The sequence below is a fragment of the Hanstruepera sp. CR43 genome (assembly GCF_055227665.1).
In genome coordinates this window covers 925674-948532 of the sequence record NZ_CP200078.1, presented here as the reverse complement: position 1 = coordinate 948532, position 22859 = coordinate 925674, and the positions used below count along the sequence as shown (strand labels likewise).

At 36.2% G+C, this 22859-nt stretch carries 21 protein-coding genes; 9 read left to right on the top strand and 12 right to left on the bottom strand.

What is annotated here, in order from left to right; genetic code table 11:
• The 11 genes from ACKXGU_RS04175 to ACKXGU_RS04125 all read right to left on the bottom strand — a co-directional run bounded on the left by ACKXGU_RS04175 (position 1) and on the right by ACKXGU_RS04125 (position 9547).
• Positions 1–1167 (bottom strand): META domain-containing protein, encoded by a 1167-nt coding sequence (locus ACKXGU_RS04175; protein WP_463466808.1) that lies wholly within the window; start codon positions 1165–1167, stop codon positions 1–3.
• Between the two features lie 132 nt (positions 1168–1299).
• On the bottom strand, positions 1300–1911 hold the full coding sequence (locus ACKXGU_RS04170; protein ID WP_463466807.1) for a DUF4386 domain-containing protein: 612 nt from the start codon (positions 1909–1911) through the stop codon (positions 1300–1302).
• An 18-nt stretch (positions 1912–1929) separates the two neighbouring features.
• A complete protein-coding gene (locus ACKXGU_RS04165) occupies positions 1930–2604 on the bottom strand; it encodes a hypothetical protein (protein ID WP_463466806.1) in 675 nt (224 codons plus the stop codon).
• Between the two features lie 49 nt (positions 2605–2653).
• Positions 2654–2926: a DUF4242 domain-containing protein gene (locus ACKXGU_RS04160; RefSeq protein WP_463466805.1), complete on the bottom strand. Its 273-nt coding sequence runs from the start codon at positions 2924–2926 to the stop codon at positions 2654–2656.
• A gap of 323 nt (positions 2927–3249) precedes the next feature.
• Positions 3250–4161, bottom strand: coding sequence for a mechanosensitive ion channel family protein (locus ACKXGU_RS04155; RefSeq protein ID WP_463466804.1), 912 nt, complete (start codon positions 4159–4161; stop codon positions 3250–3252).
• Positions 4162–4170: 9 nt separating this feature from the next.
• Positions 4171–4590 carry an SRPBCC family protein gene (locus ACKXGU_RS04150; RefSeq protein WP_463466803.1) on the bottom strand — a complete coding sequence of 140 codons (420 nt, stop codon included), beginning with the start codon at positions 4588–4590 and terminating at the stop codon, positions 4171–4173.
• A gap of 44 nt (positions 4591–4634) precedes the next feature.
• A complete protein-coding gene (locus tag ACKXGU_RS04145) occupies positions 4635–5594 on the bottom strand; it encodes a c-type cytochrome (RefSeq protein ID WP_463466802.1) in 960 nt (319 codons plus the stop codon).
• A gap of 189 nt (positions 5595–5783) precedes the next feature.
• Positions 5784–6866 carry a T9SS type A sorting domain-containing protein gene (locus tag ACKXGU_RS04140; RefSeq protein WP_463466801.1) on the bottom strand — a complete coding sequence of 361 codons (1083 nt, stop codon included), beginning with the start codon at positions 6864–6866 and terminating at the stop codon, positions 5784–5786.
• 93 nt (positions 6867–6959) lie between these two features.
• On the bottom strand, positions 6960–7439 hold the full coding sequence (locus tag ACKXGU_RS04135; protein WP_463466800.1) for a hypothetical protein: 480 nt from the start codon (positions 7437–7439) through the stop codon (positions 6960–6962).
• Between the two features lie 179 nt (positions 7440–7618).
• Positions 7619–8602, bottom strand: coding sequence for a hypothetical protein (locus ACKXGU_RS04130; RefSeq protein ID WP_463466799.1), 984 nt, complete (start codon positions 8600–8602; stop codon positions 7619–7621).
• Positions 8603–8758: 156 nt separating this feature from the next.
• Complete coding sequence (locus ACKXGU_RS04125; RefSeq protein WP_463466798.1) at positions 8759–9547, bottom strand: hypothetical protein; 789 nt, start codon at positions 9545–9547, stop codon at positions 8759–8761.
• Positions 9548–9738: 191 nt separating this feature from the next.
• Here ACKXGU_RS04125 and ACKXGU_RS04120 point away from each other — a divergent pair, with 191 nt between their 5' ends.
• The 9 genes from ACKXGU_RS04120 to ACKXGU_RS04080 all read left to right on the top strand — a co-directional run bounded on the left by ACKXGU_RS04120 (position 9739) and on the right by ACKXGU_RS04080 (position 21284).
• A complete protein-coding gene (locus ACKXGU_RS04120; protein ID WP_463466797.1) occupies positions 9739–11466 on the top strand; it encodes a T9SS type A sorting domain-containing protein in 1728 nt (575 codons plus the stop codon).
• A gap of 512 nt (positions 11467–11978) precedes the next feature.
• On the top strand, positions 11979–13616 hold the full coding sequence (locus tag ACKXGU_RS04115) for a CTP synthase (RefSeq protein WP_463466796.1): 1638 nt from the start codon (positions 11979–11981) through the stop codon (positions 13614–13616).
• A gap of 64 nt (positions 13617–13680) precedes the next feature.
• The gene (yidC, locus tag ACKXGU_RS04110; RefSeq protein ID WP_463466795.1) at positions 13681–15579 is read left to right on the top strand and encodes a membrane protein insertase YidC; all 1899 of its coding nucleotides are present in this window, start codon (positions 13681–13683) and stop codon (positions 15577–15579) included.
• 160 nt (positions 15580–15739) lie between these two features.
• The gene (locus ACKXGU_RS04105; protein ID WP_463466794.1) at positions 15740–16447 is read left to right on the top strand and encodes a toxin-antitoxin system YwqK family antitoxin; all 708 of its coding nucleotides are present in this window, start codon (positions 15740–15742) and stop codon (positions 16445–16447) included.
• A 319-nt stretch (positions 16448–16766) separates the two neighbouring features.
• Positions 16767–17963, top strand: coding sequence for a tRNA 2-thiouridine(34) synthase MnmA (mnmA, locus tag ACKXGU_RS04100; RefSeq protein ID WP_463466793.1), 1197 nt, complete (start codon positions 16767–16769; stop codon positions 17961–17963).
• Positions 17964–18081: 118 nt separating this feature from the next.
• On the top strand, positions 18082–19023 hold the full coding sequence (locus ACKXGU_RS04095; protein WP_463466792.1) for an NAD(P)H-dependent flavin oxidoreductase: 942 nt from the start codon (positions 18082–18084) through the stop codon (positions 19021–19023).
• Positions 19024–19106: 83 nt separating this feature from the next.
• Positions 19107–20492, top strand: a complete 1386-nt coding sequence (locus tag ACKXGU_RS04090) for an MATE family efflux transporter (RefSeq protein ID WP_463466791.1) — start codon at positions 19107–19109, stop codon at positions 20490–20492.
• Positions 20479–20706: a hypothetical protein gene (locus ACKXGU_RS04085; protein WP_463466790.1), complete on the top strand. Its 228-nt coding sequence runs from the start codon at positions 20479–20481 to the stop codon at positions 20704–20706. Before ACKXGU_RS04090 ends, ACKXGU_RS04085 begins: the two co-directional genes overlap by 14 nt.
• Positions 20707–20708: 2 nt before the next feature.
• Positions 20709–21284, top strand: coding sequence for a phosphatase PAP2 family protein (locus ACKXGU_RS04080; protein WP_463466789.1), 576 nt, complete (start codon positions 20709–20711; stop codon positions 21282–21284).
• On the opposite strand, the gene ACKXGU_RS04075 is transcribed toward ACKXGU_RS04080, so the two are convergent.
• Positions 21285–22853, bottom strand: a complete 1569-nt coding sequence (locus ACKXGU_RS04075) for an ArnT family glycosyltransferase (RefSeq protein WP_463466788.1) — start codon at positions 22851–22853, stop codon at positions 21285–21287.
• Positions 22854–22859 lie beyond the last annotated feature (6 nt).

Genomic DNA, 22859 nt, shown 5'->3' with positions numbered 1-22859 from the left:
TTAATCCACTTTTTTAAAGACCAGCAAATCAACGTCAGGGTTTGAGAGCATTAAACGATTATTCTCAATTTGGTAGCGGGTACTGGCTTTTAAAGCATTCAAAAATTCCGTTTCCAGGTTATCAGGACACATTTTCCTTGTGGCAGCAATATCAACAAAGCGGATAGTACCATACTCAAAAAACAATCGGCCATTCATATTATTACAACCGGCGTAACCCTTAAAAGAATTGGATGCTGAATCAATTTCCATGGAAGGTAGGTTGTTTGCAAAATTCTCTATGGTTACTTCTTTGCCATTAAGGACTTCCAAAACCCAAATATCATGTAAGCGATAATCCGTAATATATTCACCACAACCAACTAATTTCGTAAATTCAGTTTCATTGCCTTTCATATAGTTAATGGTAGCGGAATACGGAGACTTCTTACCGGACATCGCATTGATACAATCTTCCTGTTTGATTTCAATGTTCATTTTTGTCAATTCCGTATGTAGCTTATATAACTTTATGTTGGCATCCTGTGCACGTTCAGGATTAGTGTGAGGTGTCATGATGGAATCACCCTCAATCGTTTTGAGTTTGATCATTTTTTCAGAAATAGTCAAGCTCCAAAAAGGTTCCGTGCCATTGGCTATAAAATAAGCATCTGTAAGAGACTTTTGTTCAATGGGTTGTTCTTTAGTGTTAGCAGTAGTATTTTCTATATTGTTGGTTTCAGAAACCTCCTCAATATTATTAGGTTCAGTTTTGTGAAAGCGCATCATAGTTACATCGTCCAATATCAAATTCAATTTACCATCTGTAACGGTAAATTTATTTATCTGTTTCATGGTCTTTAAAAACACGTTTTCCCCTTCGCCACAGTACATCAGTGTGCTTGGGCCAGGTTCACCAAAAGAAATAACATCGCCTTCTAGTGTGTAATCAGCTGAATACCCGTTACAACTGTTATTGCCTGTTACTTTTTTTGCTTCCTGATTAAACGTTATTTGTGGTTTCTTATCGGGAAAAAGCCCTTCAAAAGCTATCCGCGGACCAGAAATATATTCCAGTTCCCAAGTAACATTATAAAGCTCGTTGTAGGTCGTTTTCTCGTTTTGGTTGCATGAACCTAAAGTAATACATAAAATACTCACAAAGATTAGTTGAATGGTTTTCATCATGATACAGGTTTTTATTGTTAGGAGCAATTAGCTTGCCAAACAGTATCAAAAATAAGCAATACATGAATAGCTTCTTTAAAAAACACTTAAATAAATAGTTGCTATCAGTCTGAAATTCAAAACTATCTAAAGTTAACCCTTACCACCCTTGACCAACAACCAAATTGCAAACGACATCTCTCCAACAATACTTGGCACGGCTACAAAAGCTAAAAATATATCACTATAGTCGTCGTAATTGGACATTAAAAAATGGGCAGAAGTGTCAACGATATACATGATTCCTGCGATCAAAAGGAATAAGGCAATAAGTTTAGGTTTGCCAATTATCTTGCCCAGCAATATTAAATGTATACCAAAAAAGAACAGGCCAATGAGCCAAATAGTATTAAAATTATTTACTTGATCAAGAATGGTATCTGCATGGTTCAAACGTAAAGTAATAGGCAGGGCAAAAACCGCAACACCCATTATGGCTGCATGCATCATTCTAAAGTAGGTGCTCAATCCTATAAGAGGATGTTCCTGATATATTAGTTTTAAAGCCCAGGCAACCACCACATCAAACACAACGGTTATTAAAAAGGCCATAATACCCAACCGGACCATTAGCCCCTGATTTTGTATAGTCTCTAACGGATTTTTGCTCAAGGCTTCCAAGGCAAAAAAGTTAGCAAAAATAGCTGCAAAAAATATAACCAGGTAACTAATCCCTGCAACCAGAGAAAGACGTCTAGTGTTCATTGTTGTTAAAAAAGCTTCCTAAAATTCGTTAACAGAATCGACCTTAAATAAATAACCTGCTTCGCCAGGAACCATCTTATAAACTATTTGACGGGTTTTACCTGTTGGCTGGCCGTTTTCATATACAGGGAATTGATGTGCCAGTTTACCTTCAATGACTGTAAACGCATCACCACCACTATAACCACTATTAATCTGACTATTATCAACTGTAGGTGTAAAATAAAAACCACTCATTGATTTATTTGAGTTCGATGCATAGCCAATAACATGTCTTTGGTTTTCCTTGTTTACGGTCAAAATGAATAGTTCCGGAAACCCGTCTCCATTCATGTCATCAATAAAGGCATCATAAACTTTACCTTGGTATTCCAACATGGACTCATCATTTACAGCTTCATAGCCGGAAGGTTGTACCTTAACAACAGGGTTGTTGCCATCTACAACATCAGTCCAAACTTTAAAAGTAATATTTCCCAAATAGCCCTGCTGCCCCAGGTCTTTTGAAAAAGAGTCATTGGTGTTGTTATAAAAATCCGATAACTGTGTTTGCACTTCCGGTTCATCAGGCGTTTCGGTTATTTGGGTTTCAGGGCTGTTTTCTTTGATTGCATCGGTGTTGTTGTTTTTGCAGCCAAAAAACATTAAGGAAGTAAAAAGGGCTAGAGTGTAAATTTTTCGATTGGTAATCATTATGCATGTTTTAGTTGGTTATAATGTTTTAAATATCTGTTGCATACTGTTATTCAGCGGTAACAGGATCAATAATGGCTACGACCTTACTGACACTGTTGGCAGGAAATCCTCCGAGCTTGGCATGTTCTCTAACAATGTCTTCATTGGGTGCGTTATATATACAGTAAATTTTGTTGCCAGTTACATAACTGTGGACCCATTGTATACTAGGTCCCAATTCATTTAAAACACCGCAGGAGGTTTGTGATATTCCTTGTAATTGTTCTGGAGTTAAATCACCAGCACCCGGTATTTCGCGTTCAATAACAAATTTTGGCATGATTAAAAATTTTTAATTCCTACTCGTTTGGTTTTTCGGATTTACCCCGTTTTTAATGGTCTCTGGACTCCATCTATGTTATAAAGTTACGATTTTTTGAAAGACAAGCCTTATAGGGTATATAAAATTTAAGATTGTTTGAGCGTATTTTTTTTATGGTAATTCATACATCTAGATAGAAGTTCAACTAGATTTATTGGATATGATTCTAATTATTTGGTGAATTAAAGGAAACCATATATTTGAATTTGTCATGATTATGGCAACACGTCCATCCTACCTTTAAGGGTTAGTTTTTATGGTTTCCAGGTTTTTAGGATTCCTTATGTGGTTGATGTGTTGATATCTAATTTAGGTACTCTGATGACCTCAATGGTTGCCGAAGCTAATTCTACTTTGCCATTTGTTTTACCTATTTCTTGACCTATCAGTGAATTCAACAGATGCTTGGTATAACGTCTTTTTTTGTAGTCAACGATATAGCGTAAATTAAAACGCACCCAATTGTCAGTCATGGTCAGGGCTAAAGTAGGCTGCACTTGGGCATCTTCAATATAATATTTGTCAACAACGGTTTTCCATTCAGCTATGGATTTTTCAACATAGTCCGATAGTTGCTCAGAAGCAATACGAATAATAATTTCTTTGGCCAATTCTAAATCGGAGCCATAACGTATGGGTAAATCAATTTCATCCCATATAAATGGAAAGTCTCTGGAATAATTAAAAACGGGGCCTTTAAAAACAAATGCGTTGCTCAACTTCACAATACGTCCGCTGTAATTATCACTTGTTACCCACTCGCCAATTTCCATCATAGTGGTATAAATACTGTCAATATCAATCACATCACCTTTAATACCATTTATTTCAATGCGATCACCTGGTTTATAAACCTTAACTAAAAATATATAGACAGAACCCGCAATACTCAATATCAATTCCTGAAGGGTAATGGTTATACCAGCGGTCAATAAACCAATAGCCAAAGCAAAATCTTTAATATTGCCTGTAAAGTAGGATACCGTCAGAAGAATGATAAATACATATCCAAGTACTTCAATGCCTTTTTGCGTCCGGTAACGTGTATCGGTATCTGGTAATTTTTTCCGAAGTAATCGTCTTAAAAACTGGACCAAACCAATAACAACAATCACCCATAGTATATAGGTAATCACTGATGCTGTTGTTGGATGTGCTGTCATCCATTCCCTGATAAATTCAATTGACTCCAATGCTACGTTTTATTGTGATTCTACATATTTCTTAAAATTATTAAGTATGGCTTGCCAGCCATTTTTTTGCATATCTATGGGGTTTTCAGTTTCAGGGTCAAAAACCACTATGACATCAGTTAGGTTATTATGAGTCGTAAAGGTTACCGTAGCCTCACGCCCGCCAAACTCATAAGTAAACTGCTTTTTTGGTGAAACATCTGTGTACACAGCTTCAAAGTCAAAACCAAAACTACCATCTTTGGCTTCCATGCGGGCAAGGTATGTGCCGCCTACTTTCATGTCGTTAGATGCGCTTGGGCAATGCCAACTGGGGTCGGCAAAATTCCACTGGGTAATGTGTTGTGGGTTCGTGTAACAATCCCAAACCGAATCCAGATCGGATACAATGGTGGCTCGCACAGTTATAGGGTTTTGGTTAGAGGCCATACTCTTTTAAAGAATTAAATTATTAAAACTAAATATACAACAGTTTACTCATAAACCGAACGTTCCACCTTATTGTGAATAGGTGGAATAGTTTGGAGGTAATCAAAAATGGCTGCAGCCTCGGCATCTGTGAGTTGTGTATAGGGCGTCATTGGGTAGGATAGGGCATGCTCGCCATCCTTAAGGCCATATTTTACCGCTCTTATAAAATCGTTTTGAGTCCAGGTTCCAATACCCGTTTCCTTATCAGGAGTTAGGTTTGATGTTAGCATAACGCGACCTTTCAGGTCTAGTGGCTTGTTGCCACCTCCAAAATAGCCTTTGCTCAATTCAGGATTTAGAAAATCGTTGGTTTTAAAATCAGCCGAATGACATGAAAAGCAATCCAGATTATGGGCCAAATATTTTCCTAAAGCCACCGTATTCGTACTGTCGGGCAATTCAATTTTTGCTGTTGGCATAGGAAATGGTTTAAATGCCACGCGACATAATACTTTAGTCAGCAACGAGGGATTGGTAGGAGTGTCAGGTACGGCTTTGGCGGCAACCATCGGGTCATCCGAGCGTAAAAAGGCTATTATAGCATTAATATCTTCGTCCGCCATGGTTGGTAATTTAGCCATATACGGCGGACTGTATTGCCCATCACGTTTAATACCGGTTCGCAATAAATAAACCAACTCGCCATCAGTCCATTCGCCAATGCCATAGGTTTTGTCTTGAGTAATATTGGCCGAATAAATATCTCCAAATTCAGGAGGTGCATCTAGCATTCTAACACCGGTTAAGGATCTTGTTTCTTTGTTCATATGGCAATTGGCACAAAGCATAGTGGCCAGTTTCTTGCCACGTTCAATGGACTCTGGAGTACTTTGTACTTGGTAATCAATTGTAGCAACGTCGTACGATGGAATGTCAGACATACCAATATAGAGCAGCCCAAGACCTATGAGTACTACTAGAGAAAGCAGTCCAATACCAATAATTTTTAAGAGTTTTTTCATGACGTCATACGTTTTAGTTGGTTTAGTTAGGCACAGCGTAGCGTTAAGATTCTAGTTTGGTAGAGTAAGGGAAGCTTGATAAATATACAGATTTTTGGGTTAGCATTTAGCACGTAATGGATTAAAGCCATAGTTCCCCACAGTATTTTTTTTAAATTATAAATGAATTAATTGATTTTAGAATGGATACTATTTTTTAATTATTTTTTTTATCTCAATTCCATTTTCAGTTTCAATTTTTAAAAAATAAACTCCAGTATTAAGTTGAGTTAGATTTAAAGTCTTTTCCAATTCAATTAAATGTCCTTGTTCCCAAATTTTCCCATTTAGATCGTATACTGAATAGTAAATCTGTTCATGACATTTAATAGATAATGTATCTTCTATAGGATTTGGAAAAACGTGTATTGCCTTATTTGTGAATTCTTCAGTACTTAAGTTTGCGCAATCTAAATCAAAATATGACTGCATATCAATTAGTTCTATCCATTGAATATTAGAATAGTCCACATCATCTACTTGTATGCACATGAGGTCGGGATTACTCCTTGTATCTATAAGCATGTTCAAGTTGTTTTCGTTTTGTAGATTTAACTCAACTAGCTGATTATTAGAACTGGAAAATGATACCAGCTCATGATTAAAGGAAACATCTAGATTTGTAATAAAATTGTAATCACACCAAAATATCATTAAATCTAAATTGTGTTCTGTATTAATAGAATGAAGTTGATTAAATCTAACTCTTACATGTTCTAACTCTAAGTTTTGTGAAATATCAAGACTGTTAATTTTATTTTGATCAAGTAATAAATTCTTTAAACTAGGATTTTGGGTAGTGTTTAAGGTCGTTATCAAATTATCTCTACAAACAATATTTTCTAAAGTAGTCGTATTTGGGAGAATTATATTGGTTATGAAATTAGAATCACACTCTAATTCGTATAATTGTGTGTTTTGAGAAAGATCAATAGTGCCACTTATGTTATTCTGATTGAACTTTAATATAACAAGCATTGAATTTTGCGACACATCAATACTTGTTAAGTCATTATTGTCAATAATTAAAATGGATAATGCTGAAAAGTCTTCAATGCCTGTTAAATCTGAAATAGATGAATCTGGTATATTTAGATAGTTTATGGAACTGATGTTTATGGTATTGACATAATCGTCTAAAATATCATCATATCCCAAATTTATTAATGTCTGTTCAAAATTATCGTCAGGGATATAGGTTGTTTGTGAATAGGTGCTTATACAAAAAGTCAAACTTATTAATAGAAGTATGTTGTTTTTTATATAATTCATTCAAAGTTTTATTTTCATATTGTGGCAACGGTTATATATTGTTGTGTGGCGTTTTTATTCGGTTACTTTTTGTGCATTATTCATAGCCTCTTCAACGTACTGAACAGCTTCTTTAATTGTTATTGAGAAGATTCCGCCTTTATCGCTGTCAAATGCTCGTTTCCAATTATTATATCCATCCTTATAGTCAGACAATTCGTTGTTTTCAGAAACGAGAGAAGTAACACTTTTGAGTACAGCTTCTTTTGATAATGGTAAATGTCCAATCTCTTCTGAAAAACCAGAAGGTTTATTAGGGTTTTTTAGTTTAAGTTCTCCTACATAAATATGAATCACTATTCCTGATTTGTCATATTTCTCAACTTTTAAAATCTCTACTGTAGAATTTTCTTCTCCAGTTCGAGTGTTATATTTCCAAATTTGCCCGACTTTAAATTTTTCATCTTCAAAATCTCGATTATCAGATTGACCTTTGCATCCAGTAAACCAAGTTAAAAGTCCAGCCATAAGTATTATTGTTTTCAGTTTATTCATTTTTTAATAGGTTCTGTTTAAATGACACACAACGGTTTTGGCTATGGTTTCGTTACGGAATGGTACGCGAGTATCATTCCTCCGTAATCATTAATTTAGTATAAAGGCTAGAAATTCCGATTAGGAATTTCAGCCGTAATGAACTATAGCCGTTGTTGGCGAAAGTAATTATTCCTCGCTCATTCAATTATTTCAAAGGTTTTCAAAAGGTTCTTTTCTGAAGCCATTGGCACTTCAGAAATAAGGGCATACTTACCTGGCTTTAGAGTTGCTTTAAAATAACCCTTACTGTCTCTTGGCATATCATTTACTCCTCCTAAAAACGTCAAACCTTCCGGTGCTGGTTCTTTCATACCTGCAATAAAATCAACCCATTTTTCCAAAGCCACCAGATCAGCTTCGTCACGATATTTCACAAGGTGTACATCAAGTCCTACGATGGAAGTTTCTAATGAATACTCAATCTGGTCAACAAAATTCACCAAAAATGTGTAGGTGCCAGCTGATGTAGGTGGTTCCCAGACCATACCTTTATCGGTAGAAATATCAATTGTATAGTCTGCTGTTGGCTCATTGAGGTTCGAAGTCTCTTCCGTTACTACAAATTCCTTTATCATCCCCATAATATGATGCATCATTCCATTTTCCATTCGTATATAGCATTCGGCATAATATTTTCCTGGATTCAAATTCATAGTCGTTTCAGCCGTGAGACCAGGGGAAATCAAACCAACACCGCCCGGGAATTTAACTTGGTTAAGCCATACCGGTAATTTGCCGAATTCTGCTTGCCCTTCTTTTACTTTTCCTTGGTCAAATAGTAGCATTCCATCATTGATAGGCTTCAATATTTTTTGTCGGATGGTATCTATGTTGTGTTTGTCCTCTGGCCAATCATCTATAAGAATAAAGTGAGTCTGGTTTGATTTGTTGTGATAACGCCAAGTCGTCCAACCTGATGGTATGGTATCCGGCATTTGGAATTCCATCGTTTCGGTAACGACTTCAACTATATTTCTATCTACTACCATCTCGTTTTCAACTTCTGTTTTGTCTTTTGATTTTTGGTCATTCTTGCAAGATTGTAGAAAAGAGATTGTTACTATAGCCATTATAAAAAGTAGAACGGTTACTTTGCTTAATGTGAATTTTTTGAATTTCATAATATTATGGTTTTAGTTAATCGTTATTTTCGCCAACGGTTTGGCTATGGTTTCGTTGCGTGAAAATCCGCGAGGATTTTCCGCCGTAAACCGAAGATAGCAAATTTGCGAGGACTTTCCGATAGGAAAGTCAGAAGCAATGAATTATAGCCGGTGTTAGGCAACGTAATTTTCTTTCCAACCATTGGTCTTGGCGATTAATTCTGGATAAAGACAAGATTCATTCCCGTCTTGAGAAACCAAAATTCTAATTGAATCTCCAATTGATTTATTATTGGTCAAGGCGAAATTATTTGTTCTGGATTTTGCAACTTTATTTCCATATTCATAATGCACATCCATTGATGAACCAAATTTTGAAAAAGTGAAGCCTTTATTATGACTTATTGAAATTATTTTTCCCTCCTTAATTCTGCCTGTTTTATATAAAGTGATTTCTTTTTTTATTCTCGAGTATAGCAGATAGCATAGAACTAGTCCGATTAATAGAACAAAGCCTGCTATGTAATACATAAAATTCAATCTAAACGAATATTGTTCGAATTCAGTCGGGATTGAATCTCCGTTCAGATGTTTAATCGTTATAATGTCGCCAGTATTTAAAGCGCTGGTTTTGTCGGGGTCTAATACAGTAAACTTTGATTTCGTTTTTTGTCCATTAAAATCAAATTCATAGGTCAAAATTTGAGGATTATTTCCATTAATATTTATGTTGTCAAATGCTTTGATGTCAGTCAGAATTGCATTTGTTTTTATACCATCATTTTGAATTTTTTCCAAATTCTCATTATATGGTAAACTATTTCCTAATGAACTCATCATGAAGCCTAAAGGAAGAAAAAGGAATAATGAAAATCCAATTCCTTGAAATGCAAAAAGTAATAGTATAGGTCTGATTTTAGCTCTTTGCCAAATAGTTTTGAAGTTGATTTTTCTGTTTGTCAATGTTCAGTTTTTATGTTGCCTAACATGTTGTGTATGGTTAGTTGCGTGCTAATACGCTGTTATTCTTTGCTAAGCAATATAATAAAAATAGGGAAGAACCGTCGTCTTAACCAACTTGCGCAGCAATTAACTATACACGCTGTTAGGTGCAGTTTTTTATGTACCTTTATTAAACATTCTAAACTACTGCTATGAAAAATATTTTATTTAATTTTTTGTTTTTTCTCGTTTGTACATCATCATATTCACAAATCATAAATTTTCCAGACACCAATTTCAAAGCAAAATTATTGTCCGCAGTATCAGGAAATGGGATTGCATACGCATGCAATAATGGTAATTCTATCAAGATTGATGTTAACAATGATGGAGAAATAGAAGTTTCAGAGGCTTTATTAGTGTGTAGTTTGGCCATAAGTGATTCTAATATTTCTGATTTGACAGGAATTGAATTTTTTACAAACCTTGAACACTTGCAGTGCAATAATAATTCGATTTCTGAATTAGATTTATCAGCTTTAACAAATATGGTTGGTTTTGATATTAATAATAATCAACTTATAAATGTCAATATTTCAGGTTTATCATTAGTCCATAATATATCGTTTAGGGATAATCAATTAACAACCATAAATCTATTAGGATTATCAAATTTGGCAGTTTTAGATATTAGGAACAATCAAATTGCATCTTTAAATTTAGATGAAACACAAGCATTGAGATACTTGTATTGTCATAACAATGATTTAACAACTATTGATGTAAGTAATTTGGGTAATTTGATATTTTTAGATTGTTCATTTAATGATTTGACAACTTTATATATAAAGAATGAATCGGTAGAGAGTTTGAATTTCTCGGATAATGAGAATTTGCAATATGTATGTGCAGATGGGAATCAATTGAGTGATGTAGAAGAAAAAATTATTCAATATGGTTATGTGGATTGTTATGCCAATTCTTTATGTGATTTTAGTGAAGGAGAGTCTTTTTATTCTTTAGCTGGAAATGTTAAGTATGATGAAGATAATGATGGATGTTTGGCTACAGATATAAATTATGAAGGTTTAATGCTAACAGTGTCTGATGGCATTAATTCAGGAGACATGTTTTCAAATGAGTTAGGGAATTATCAATACAGTTTGCAAGAGGGTTCTTTTACTATCACACCAGTTTTGTCGAATAACACCTATTTCAATATTTCTCCAACAAGTGTTGTAGTTATTTTTCCAGACGAATCAAGTCCAGTTGTTCAAGATTTTTGTATGACTCCAGTTGGTTCATATCCTGATTTGAAAATTTCTATCGAAACAATTAATTCTGATTATGATTATTCTGCTACTTATAGAATTAATTACAGAAACCAAGGAACTATGACGCAGTCAGGATTCGTGAATTTCAGTTTTGATGATAACGTAATTGATTTTAGTTCGGCTAACCCAATGGTGTCAGAGCAAAATACTAATGAGTTAATTTGGGAATTTATCGATCTTAAACCTTTTGAAAATAGGTCAATTGAATTTACATTAGATTTTAATGTTCCACCTATTAATGAAGGTGATGTTTTAAATTTTACTGGAACTATAAGTTCTGATTTAACTGAAATTACACCTAGCGATAATGTTTTTAATTTAGAACATACATTCCAATGTTGTTTATTAGATGTTCCTAGTTTTGAATTTTCTGATTATTTTATTCAATACCCTAACCCAACCAATGATTTTTTTAATCTTAAGATGAAAAAACAAATTGATGTTGAATCAATTATTATATTTAATTTTTTGGGACAGGAAGTAAAAAAAGTGTCACCAAATAACGAGCATATTAAAATTGATGTCTCAAATTTGAAATCTGGTCATTACTTTATTAAAATATTTGCTTCTCAAAAAAAGTTTTTCACAAGGTTTATCAAAAAGTAATGTCGTTTTGATCAAATTGCACCTAACGTATGGATAACATTACTAGTCATGTTATATTTATTATAGTTACACCCAAATCGGGCAGATAACATCACTTGTTCTGTTATTCATATTCCCAAATCTAATCAATTTAAACCACTTAAACCATACATACCTGTACCTAGTTTTTAGCGCCAAATCTGGGTCAGTGTTCCTTAAGGTCTGCCTCAGGTTTTATTAAGGTCTCCTTAAGGTCAACCCGTTAAAATTCCTACAAACCCAACCCCGCAAAAGCTGGTTTTACTAGGAGCTCCTTGCGGTCTCCTTCGGGTTTCCTTCGGGTCTCCTTCGGATGTCCTTCGGGTCAGCTATCGAAAATTCTTACAAAAGGAGGGCGTTTACGCCATTTAAACCCCAAAACCCCATAAAACCACCTCAAAATCAAGCCTAAAAAAAATAGCTTTTTTATCAACCCATCCATGCCCAAATACCTAATTTAATTTTGTAAATTTGCCTGCGTTTAACAACGCAACATGACAACGACAACTAAATACATCTTTGTAACCGGAGGCGTAACCTCTTCACTAGGAAAAGGCATTATTGCCGCCTCACTCGCCAAACTACTGCAAGCACAAGGATACCGCACCACCATTCAAAAACTGGACCCTTACATCAATGTAGACCCAGGAACCCTAAACCCCTACGAGCATGGTGAATGCTACGTAACTGATGATGGTGCCGAAACCGATTTGGATCTGGGCCACTACGAGCGCTTTCTAAATGTGCCAACCAGTCAGGCAAACAATGTGACCACAGGACGTATTTATCAAAGTGTTATTGAAAAGGAACGTCGTGGTGAGTTTTTAGGAAAAACCGTGCAGGTTATTCCACACATCACCGACGAGATTAAAGAACGCGTTCAAATTTTAGGCAAGTCTGGCGATTATGATATTGTCATTACAGAAATAGGAGGAACCGTGGGTGATATTGAATCCCTGCCCTATATAGAAGCTGTACGTCAGTTAAAGTGGGACCTGGGCGAAAACAATGCCATTGTCATTCACCTGACACTCATACCATACCTGTCCGCAGCGGGTGAGCTTAAAACCAAGCCAACCCAGCACAGTGTCAAGACCCTCATGGAAAGCGGTGTGCAAGCCGATGTATTGGTGTGCCGTACCGAACATGAATTACCAGAAGATTTGCGTAGTAAATTAGCTTTGTTCTGTAATGTGCGAGAGGAAGCGGTTATACAATCCATTGACGCATCAACCATTTACGATGTGCCTAACTTGATGCTCAAGCAAGGGCTGGATCAAGTGGTTCTTAAGAAATTAGGCTTGGAAAGTGCCAAGCCCGATTTAACACAGTGGAACCAATTTTTAAAGCGTCATAAAAACCCAGTTACCGAAGTCACTATTGGATTAATTGGTAAGTATGTGGAATTGCAGGATTCCTACAAATCCATCTTGGAAGCCTTCATTCATGCAGGCGCCGAAAATGAAGTAAAAGTTCATGTGGAGCCTATCCATTCAGAGTATTTAAACGAAGATAACATTGCGGTTAAATTAGCACACTTAAATGGTATTTTGGTAGCGCCAGGTTTTGGTGAGCGTGGTATAGAAGGTAAGATTGATGCCGTAAAATATGTTCGTGAAAACAATATTCCATTCTTTGGAATTTGTTTGGGTATGCAAATGGCAGTTATTGAATTCGCCCGAAATGTATTAGGTCTTAAGGATGCCAACTCTACCGAAATGGAACCAAAAGCCGGCAATCCGGTTATCGATTTAATGGAATCGCAAAAAGATGTGACTGACAAAGGCGGAACCATGCGTTTAGGTGCTTGGGCCTGCGACTTAAAACCAAACAGTATTGTGCACAAAGTCTATAAAGCCAATGCCATTATGGAGCGTCACAGACACCGTTATGAGTTTAACAACAAGTACAAAGCCGATATTGAAGCAGCTGGTATGATAGCCACAGGAATCAATCCGGATACCCAATTGGTGGAAATTATTGAAATCCCAGAGCATCCCTGGTTTGTAGGTGTGCAGTATCACCCTGAATATAAGAGTACGGTAGCCAATCCACACCCCTTATTTGTGGCATTTGTAAAGGCTGCCTTAAAACATAAGAATAAGCAGAAAGGTGTCACTATGGCACAATAACAATATTGGAGAGCTTTTTGTAATCCCAACGTAACTCCAAAACTAATTGGAGAAATAGTGAAATATGGAAGAAAAGAAATTTGATTTAAATTCGATTATAGGATTCATTCTTATTTTCGGAATATTAGTGTACATGATGTACACCAACCAACCAACTCCTGAAGAACTAGCCGAACAGGAAAAAGCCCAGCAAGAACAAGTTGAAGCCGAGAAAAAGGCAGCCGAACAAGAAGCCACAGCGGTTACCACTGCTGAAGACTATTCGGTAACCAACGTTCAGGACTCCATGCAATTGGTGGCATTAAACAACAAGTTGGGAGCTTTTGCATATTCGTCAACATTGCCATCGGCCGAGCCAACCGAAACTTTGGTTGAAACCGATTTGCTGGCCATCAAGTTCAGCAACAAGGGTGGTTATATTTCTGAAATCAAACTCAAGGAGTTTGTTGATTTTAATGAGGTGCCAATCTACATCATTAAGGATGGCAACGCGAATTTCAATATCAATTTCGGTACAACCGATAGCCGTATTCTGAATACAAAAGATTTGTATTTTGAGCCAACGATTACCAAAAATGGTGACAATACGGTGGTTTCCATGAAGCTGAAAGTATCACCGCAACAATACTTGGAATACCGCTATGAATTGAAGCCCGATGATTACATGATGGATTTTACCATTCGATCACAAGGGTTGAGCAACGTCATCAATAGTTCTCAAGAAGTCAATTTAGACTGGGATTTAAAGGCGATTCGTCATGCCAAGAGTATTTCGTATGAAAACAGATATACTGAAGTAGTTTTTGAATATGAAGGAGGCAAGGATGATTATTTGGGTCAGCAGGAATTAACCGATGACACTGCTTCCGATGTTACTTATGTGGCGTATAAACAACATTTCTTCACATCTATTCTTTTATCAGATTCACCGTTTAAAACGGGCAATTTAGAGTCTAGAAACCTCGTTAAAGATGAAGAGATTGATACCTTATTCACAAAAGCATTTGCTACCAAATTACCTTTGGAATTACAAGGTGGTGAAATCAATAAAAACATGAACTGGTACTATGGTCCTAGTGATTATAAAATCCTAAACAGCTACGACAGAAACCTGGATGAGGTGGTGCCATTGGGTTGGGGAATCTTTGGTTGGATAAACCGTTATGTGTTTATTCCCATGTTTGGTTTCTTAAGCGGTTTCTTACCGTATGGTATTGCGATTATTGTCATGACTATTTTAGTGCGAATTGTGATGTCGCCAGTAACTTATAAGTCCTATGTGTCTCAAGCTAAAATGAAGGTGTTAAAACCTGAAATAGCCGAGATTAACGAGAAGTACAAGGATAACCCAATGAAAAAGCAGCAGGAAACAATGGCCTTATATAGCAAGGCTGGCGCGAGCCCAATGGCTGGATGTTTACCAGCATTGATGCAATTGCCGGTTTTCTATGCCTTGTTCCAGTTTTTCCCTTCGGCATTCGATTTAAGACAAAAGAGCTTCTTGTGGGCAGAAGATTTATCGTCATATGATACCATTGCTAAACTCCCATTTCATATTCCATTTTATGGAGATCATGTGAGTTTGTTCCCGATATTGGCTTCATTGGCAATCTTCTTCTACATGCGCATGACTACGGGTCAGCAAATGGCGTCACAACCAACACAGGAAGGCATGCCAGACATGGGTAAAATGATGAAGTACATGATTTACTTCTCGCCAATCATGATGTTGTTTTTCTTCAACAATTATGCATCTGGTTTAAGTTTGTATTACTTTATTTCCAATTTGATTACCATTGGTATCATGTTGGTGATTAAGAACTACATCATCGATGAAGATAAGATTCATGCCAAGATTCAGGAAAATAAAAAGAAGCCTAAAAAACAAAATAGGTTCCAGAAGAAAATGGCCGAAATGATGGAACAGGCAGAGCAGCAAAAAAAGAATCAACAACGTAAGTAAATAAAGGAATGTCTTATCCTTAATAATTAGAAAGGAAAGATCGAATACAAAAGCTGCCAACTGTATGACTGATTACTGTGACTATAGTTTGGCAGCTTTTTTGTTATAACATTTCACAAAAAGTTTCGTTAACAGAAGTACAAATAAGAAAACAGGTTTTATGAAGCAGTTCGTTTTAGTGATGATGGTTTTGATGTCAGCTACCATGTTAGGTCAGACTTTAAATGGATTTGACAGTAATGGTAAGCGTCATGGTAAATGGAAAAAGAACTTTGAAGGCACCCAGGTTGTCAGATATGAAGGCGAATTTTCACATGGTCAGGAAGTGGGGCTTTTTAAATTCTATAAGAATATTAAAGGTGTCCCGGTTTTAACAGCAACCAGGCAATTCCATCCCAATGATGATTTAGCTGACGTGACGTTCTATGCATCCGATGGTCGCGTAATAAGTGAAGGTCTTATGCGCGGAAAAACATATATAGGTCCTTGGAAGTATTACCATAATACCAACAGTAAACAACTCATGACATTGGAACACTACAACAATAAAGGTGAGTTGGATGGCAAAAAGTTTATTTACTATCCTAATGGTCAAATAGCGGAACAATCCATTTATAAAGCCAACAAACTGGATGGTGAAGCTGTTTGGTATAGTGAAGAAGGCATTCTGATTAAAAAATACTATTATGTTATGGGAGAGTTACATGGTGAGGCCAGGTTTTATGACAAGGCTGGAGTATTGGTCGCTGAAGGGGTGTATAGAAAAGATAAGAAACATGGTATCTGGAAATACTATGAAAATGGAGAGCTGAAAGAAGAAAAGGATTTTACAGTAAGAAGTAAAAACCCATACAAAAAGAAAAAATAACTGATCGTAACGCGTATAAAAAACGAAAGCTCCTTAATCAGTTAAGGAGCTTTTCTTATTTAGGTATAAACATTTTAATGTTGTGAGCTATTAATCAATCAAAATGGAGAGTTACCTAAACATAAGTGCGGTCAAGATAGATATTAATATCAATATTTCAAAACAGTTTAAAGTAAAAAATCACAATTAGATACGTATTGTATTGAATATCAAAACAATAAAATTCATTTATTTAGTTCAATTAATTTCAAAATGATAGGATTGACACAATCATATAATATAAATATTGCGGTAATTGCCGTATATTTGCAAGCAAATTATGAGTAAACAAAAACGCGTTATAGTCGGGCTTTCTGGAGGTGTAGATTCCAGTGTTGCTGCATACCTTTTAAAAGAGCAAGGGTATGAAGTCATTGGCTTGTTCATGAAGAACTGGCACGACGATTCCGTAACGATTTCTGATGAATGTCCTTGGTTGGATGATAGCAACGATGCCATGTTAGTGGCCGATAAATTGGGTATTCCTTTTCAAACAATTGATTTGAGTGAGCAGTACAAAGAACGTATTGTGGATTACATGTTCAAGGAATATGAAAGCGGTAGAACACCCAATCCTGATGTGCTGTGTAATCGTGAAATCAAGTTTGATGTATTCATGAAAATCGCTTTGGATCTCGGAGCTGATTATGTAGCAACTGGTCATTATTGTCGAAAAGGGACCATTGAAAAAGAAGGTGAAACCATTTATCAGTTATTGTCGGGTGTTGACACCAATAAGGATCAATCCTATTTCTTATGTCAATTATCGCAGGAACAGCTGTCAAAGGCATTATTTCCAATTGGCGAATTGACCAAACCTCAAGTTCGGGAAATTGCGACTAGACTTAATCTGGTAACCGCCGATAAAAAGGATTCACAAGGATTGTGTTTTATAGGTAAAGTACGCTTACCGGATTTCTTGCAACAGCAACTCAAACCAAAAGAGGGGGTCATTGTGCAAGTGCCAGATTCCAATTCCAATTATGGGGAGCATATTAATCAGTTTGACTCCAAGGTTGCTGAATTGGAGTACAAATCCAGAAAACTAAAATATGCTATCACTGACGGTAAAATTGTGGGTAAGCATCAAGGTGCGCATTTCTATACCAAAGGACAGCGTAAAGGACTGGCTGTAGGTGGTACTATTGAGCCCTTATTTGTCATTGATACCGATGTTGCAGAGAATGTGATATATACAGGTGAAGGTAAATCACATCCAGGATTATATAAATCGGCACTGTTTATTTCAAATAGTGAACTCCATTGGATTCGTGAAGATTTGGCCTTACAGGATGGCGAATCTATGAGTGTAAAAGCGCGAATTCGATATAGACAACCATTACAAGTAGCTACATTACACAAAGTGGATAGCGGTATGTACATGGAATTTGAAGAACCACAATCGGCTATAACCGAAGGACAGTTTGCTGCCTGGTACCTAGACGATGAACTCATTGGTTCTGGCGTTATTTCTTAAAACTTATTTCTGCTGATTAAAGTGATTTCATTTTCTTATTTTTGAAAATGTCATTTCGAGTTTGGTCACTGAATCAACTCGAAATGTAGTCTTGAAATCTCCCCATAAAAGAAGTAATATGCAAAATAGAGTAACTAAACTTTTCAATATACAATATCCCATCATTCAAGCAGGAATGATTTGGAACAGCGGCTGGCGATTGGCATCAGCAGCCAGTAATGCAGGCGCTTTGGGTTTGATTGGCGCAGGCAGTATGTACCCAGATGTATTACGGGAACATATCCAAAAATGCAAGCAGGCAACCGACAAACCTTTTGGAGTGAATGTACCCATGCTGTATCCTAATATTCAGGAAATCATGGATATTATTGTGGAGGAAGGTGTTCAAATTGTTTTCACCTCTGCAGGAAACCCAAAAACATGGACCGCCTGGTTACAGGAAAAAGGCATCACGGTTGTCCATGTGGTAAGTAGTGTGAAGTTTGCTTTAAAAGCCCAGGAAGCGGGTGTGGATGCGGTAGTGGCAGAAGGTTTTGAAGCAGGTGGTCATAATGGCCGCGATGAAACGACAACCTTGACATTAATTCCTATGGTAAAGGAACAATTAGAAATCCCATTGATTGCAGCTGGAGGCATCGCGACGGGTCAGGCTATGTTAGCTGCCATGGTGTTAGGTGCCGATGCCGTTCAAGTGGGTAGTCGGTTTGTCGCCAGTGAAGAAAGTTCAGCTCATATGGCCTTCAAGCAAGTGGTAGTTGATGCCAAAGAAGGAGACACCCAATTGACATTAAAAGAATTAGCACCTGTTCGTTTGGTAAAGAATAAATTCTACAACGACCTGCAGGAATTGTATAAAACAGGACCGTCTGTAGAGCAATTAAAGGAATTGTTGGGTCGTGCCAGAGCCAAACGTGGGATGTTTGAAGGCGATTTGGAAGATGGCGAATTGGAAATTGGCCAGATAGCCGGATTGATTCACGACATCAAGCCAGCTGCACAAATTGTTCAGGATTTAATGCGTGAATTTGAGGATGCCAAAAAGACGGTATCTTCATTATAAATCAGGTTTATTTCTTTTAAAGGAGGCTTTTATTCGAGGTTAAATTACCCACAAAACCCAGATGAATATACTACATTTGCCCTATGGTTTTGAGTAACTACACCAAAGAGTTTAAATACAATTGGCAATTGGCGGCTCCAGTTATGTTAGGCATGTTAGGGCATACCTTTGTCAGTTTTGTTGACAATATCATGGTTGGGCAATTAGGAACTGCAGAATTGGCTGCAGTGTCTTTGGGAAATAGTTTTATGTTTATTGCCATGTCTTTAGGGATTGGTTTTTCCACAGCCATTACCCCTTTGGTTGCTGAAGCAGATGCTGAAAAGAATTTCAAGGAAGGAAAATCAGCTTTTAAACACGGGTTGTTTCTGTGCACTGCTTTAGGGATAGTTCTGTTTCTAATGGTCTTTTTTTCAAAACCTTTAATGTATTTAATGAAACAACCTGATGAGGTTGTTAAATTGGCTATTCCATATTTGGATTTGGTGGCATTTTCTTTAATTCCATTGGTGTCCTTTCAGGCTTTTAAGCAATTTGGTGATGGACTGTCTATGACCAAGTATCCCATGTATGCGACATTGGTGGCCAATATTGTGAATATTGTTTTAAACTATTTGCTCATTTTTGGTAAGTTCGGTTTTCCAAAATTGGGTATTGTTGGGGCTGCCTATGGAACCCTGATCTCGAGGTTCGTGATGGTCGCTTTTTTATGGTGGATGCTTAAAGGTCATGAAAAATCCAAAGCTTATGCGAGTCAGATTAAGATTTTTGTCTTGGATAAAATCATGTTCAAAAAAATAATAGCACTAGGGTCTTCTAGTGCTATGCAAATGTTTTTTGAAGTGGCCATTTTTACAGCGGCTATTTGGTTAAGTGGTTTGTTGGGTAAAAATGCCCAAGCGGCCAATCAAATAGCTTTAAATTTATCATCCATGACCTTTATGGTGGCCATGGGATTAAGTGTGGCTTCCATGATTAGAGTGGGTAATCAAAAAGGGTTACAGCGGTATTTGGATTTGAGACGGATTGCATTTTCCATTTTTTTAATGGGAACCTTGTTTGCCATATTCTTCGGATTGGTATTTTTTGCATTCCATACGGAATTACCCAAATTATATTTGGACGAAAAAGATCTAGTGAACCTCGCCGATAATACTGAAGTACTTCAAATAGCCTCTAAATTATTGATAGCGGCAGCTATTTTCCAAATAAGTGATAGTATTCAAGTTGTGGTACTGGGTGCCTTACGAGGTTTGCAGGATGTGAAAATTCCAACTTTAATTACCTTTATTTCATATTGGGTGATTGGGTTTCCCATTAGTATTTATTTTGGACAGGAAAATAAGATGGGTAGTTTTGGTATCTGGCTAGGGTTGTTAGCAGGACTTACAACTGCAGCAATATTATTGTATATTAGATTTAATTATTTGACCAAAAAACTAATTGATATTAAACATGGACTTTCCTAAATTTTTATTGGGCGATAACACAGATTATCCCGATTCTATTTTTGTAATTCACACAGAGTTTCCAAGATTTATTATTAATCTGGAAAACGATGATGTGGAGTGGTTAGAGGATTTTGATCAGCATGATCAAAAAGAATTGGAACAGGAGGCAGAGAATTTAATTCAACAGGCAACAGATTTTTACGATCGTGAAATTGCACGTTACGAGGATTAATTATGATTGAGCAATTAGTACAACTGGATACCGAACTATTTTTATACCTAAACAATCTGGGATCCACAACATGGGATGCCTTTTGGATGTTTTATACTACTAAATTTTACTGGATTCCCCTGTATGCTGTTTTGTTGTTCTTAATTTTTAAGATGCCCAATCCTAAAATTTTTATTCTAACAGTTGTTGTCATTGTTCTGATGGTGTTATTTACAGATCAGGTTACCAATTTATTTAAAAAGGTCTTAGTAATGCGATTACGGCCTTGTCATGATCCCACTTTGGAAGGATTAGTAAGGTTGGTAAAGCCGAGTTGTGGTGGTAAATTTGGATATTTTTCAGGACACGCATCTAATTCTATGGCTGTAGCGGTTTTCAGTGGACTGATGTTGCGGTATCGTTACAAATACCTCATTTTCATTATGTTATTTTGGGCAGCCCTCATGGGTTATAGTCGCATTTATATTGGTGTTCACTACCCATTGGATGTTGTCAGCGGAATGATATTTGGAGCGCTTTCTGGCTTTATGTTTTATAAATTGGACAAGTACTTGCAAAACCGGTTTAGAATGCGGTAATTATTTTTTGGTAAGTACGTAATAGTTAGCTTTTAACCGATCCTTATATTGACGGGAATCTTTAGATACGCGGTTTAAATCAAAAACAGTTACTTTTTCAAAATCATAGCTATTTTGAAGCATTTCAAAATCTTTTGGGCTAGCACCAATGGTTAGTAATCCAAAAGTATCTTCTTTAGGAAGTTCAATAGTGTTTGTTTCTGATTTAATGGGAGGTATTTTGTCTCCATATTGCCAAATCAGTTCTGGTGCAATGTAATTTAATTGATAAAGCGCTTTACCATCAGTCTTTTTTAATTGACTAATGGGCTGGTATTCATCACCTGAAAATGCATTTTTAAGCGGCAAGCCTGTTACCATTAAAATGACAAATAAGCTAAACGATAGATAAAATGTTTTTGAAAGGTCTCTATGTCGCAATGACTTGAAAATTGAGAAACCAATTATAAAAAGAAGGAGGGAGGTTGTAATAAAATACATCCAATAACCTGTTAGTACATCTTGTAAATACCAATAACCAAGTAATCCGAAAATAAATCCAATAAGCCCAATTAAACCGAAATTAAAGTAAACAGGTATAGTTTCTCGTTTGTCTTTTAGGCTTTTAAATTCTCTTATTAAATAATCAATATAAAAAGTAATGTTGATTGATAACGGAATCAAAACAGGCATCAGGTATCGTGATTTTTTTTCTGGAACTAAAGACAATAGCACAACGGCCAATAGTGTCCAGAGTAAACTAAATTGATAAGCTTTTAGATTAGTTACACGACTTTTTAAATAAGGATAAAGCAAACTTATAAAAGCAGGAATGGTCCATAAGCCACTTTGGGTAAAGAAACTCCAATAGTAGTAAAATGGTCTCACATTATAACTACTCCAGTTTCCCGTTTCTTTTTGAGCTATGGCTGCAAAAGTTTCAGGGTCATTCATTCTTACGAAAATATACCACCAACCACCAAGTGCCATTCCAACTATTAATAATCCAATAATCATCAATATTTTTTTTGGCAAAGGCTTGTATTTATAGGTGAATCCGTAAGCTATTAAAAAAGGTAATAATAGGGCGTAAATCGAAATAGGACCTTTACTTAAAAAGGATAATCCAATAAAAAAACATACTAAAAAAAGATGTTTAATCAAGAGTTTTGATTCTTGAAATAGAACTATGAGGTAGTAGATGGCAACACTCATAAAAGCATGGGTGAAAATATCCCAAGGTGCCTCTATGATAATTCCAATGACATAAAAAGACGACCCTAGTATCAAACCATTATTAAAAGCAAAGGTTTGATTATGGTTTAATTTATGGGAAATTTTATATATCAATGTCACCAATAATATGACCATGAGGGCAGCTGGCAATCGCATGGCAAAAACACTATTAATTCCAAAAATCAATCCTGAAATGGCAGTAAGCCAGGTGGGTAAAGGGGGCTTTTCATAGCGTGCTTCACCGTTCATGGTTGTTAATAACCAATTGTTGTCGGTTATCATTTCGCGAGCGGTAATGAAATTTCGAGCTTCCATTATGGTCACATCCAAAACATGAAGATTGGGCAACAACATGATCGC

What these genes read in the sequence shown, in the direction of transcription:
- ACKXGU_RS04175 (WP_463466808.1), bottom strand. Translation starts at nt 1,167, where the DNA reads ATGATGAAAACCATTCAACTAATCTTTGTGAGTATTTTATGTATTACT.
- ACKXGU_RS04170 (WP_463466807.1), bottom strand. Translation starts at nt 1,911, where the DNA reads ATGAACACTAGACGTCTTTCTCTGGTTGCAGGGATTAGTTACCTGGTT.
- ACKXGU_RS04165 (WP_463466806.1), bottom strand. Translation starts at nt 2,604, where the DNA reads ATGATTACCAATCGAAAAATTTACACTCTAGCCCTTTTTACTTCCTTA.
- ACKXGU_RS04160 (WP_463466805.1), bottom strand. Translation starts at nt 2,926, where the DNA reads ATGCCAAAATTTGTTATTGAACGCGAAATACCGGGTGCTGGTGATTTA.
- ACKXGU_RS04150 (WP_463466803.1), bottom strand. Translation starts at nt 4,590, where the DNA reads ATGGCCTCTAACCAAAACCCTATAACTGTGCGAGCCACCATTGTATCC.
- ACKXGU_RS04145 (WP_463466802.1), bottom strand. Translation starts at nt 5,594, where the DNA reads ATGAAAAAACTCTTAAAAATTATTGGTATTGGACTGCTTTCTCTAGTA.
- ACKXGU_RS04135 (WP_463466800.1), bottom strand. Translation starts at nt 7,439, where the DNA reads ATGAATAAACTGAAAACAATAATACTTATGGCTGGACTTTTAACTTGG.
- ACKXGU_RS04130 (WP_463466799.1), bottom strand. Translation starts at nt 8,602, where the DNA reads ATGAAATTCAAAAAATTCACATTAAGCAAAGTAACCGTTCTACTTTTT.
- ACKXGU_RS04120 (WP_463466797.1), top strand. Translation starts at nt 9,739, where the DNA reads ATGAAAAATATTTTATTTAATTTTTTGTTTTTTCTCGTTTGTACATCA.
- ACKXGU_RS04115 (WP_463466796.1), top strand. Translation starts at nt 11,979, where the DNA reads ATGACAACGACAACTAAATACATCTTTGTAACCGGAGGCGTAACCTCT.
- yidC (WP_463466795.1), top strand. Translation starts at nt 13,681, where the DNA reads ATGGAAGAAAAGAAATTTGATTTAAATTCGATTATAGGATTCATTCTT.
- ACKXGU_RS04105 (WP_463466794.1), top strand. Translation starts at nt 15,740, where the DNA reads ATGAAGCAGTTCGTTTTAGTGATGATGGTTTTGATGTCAGCTACCATG.
- mnmA (WP_463466793.1), top strand. Translation starts at nt 16,767, where the DNA reads ATGAGTAAACAAAAACGCGTTATAGTCGGGCTTTCTGGAGGTGTAGAT.
- ACKXGU_RS04095 (WP_463466792.1), top strand. Translation starts at nt 18,082, where the DNA reads ATGCAAAATAGAGTAACTAAACTTTTCAATATACAATATCCCATCATT.
- ACKXGU_RS04090 (WP_463466791.1), top strand. Translation starts at nt 19,107, where the DNA reads ATGGTTTTGAGTAACTACACCAAAGAGTTTAAATACAATTGGCAATTG.
- ACKXGU_RS04085 (WP_463466790.1), top strand. Translation starts at nt 20,479, where the DNA reads ATGGACTTTCCTAAATTTTTATTGGGCGATAACACAGATTATCCCGAT.
- ACKXGU_RS04080 (WP_463466789.1), top strand. Translation starts at nt 20,709, where the DNA reads ATGATTGAGCAATTAGTACAACTGGATACCGAACTATTTTTATACCTA.
- ACKXGU_RS04075 (WP_463466788.1), bottom strand. Translation starts at nt 22,853, where the DNA reads ATGTTGTTGCCCAATCTTCATGTTTTGGATGTGACCATAATGGAAGCT.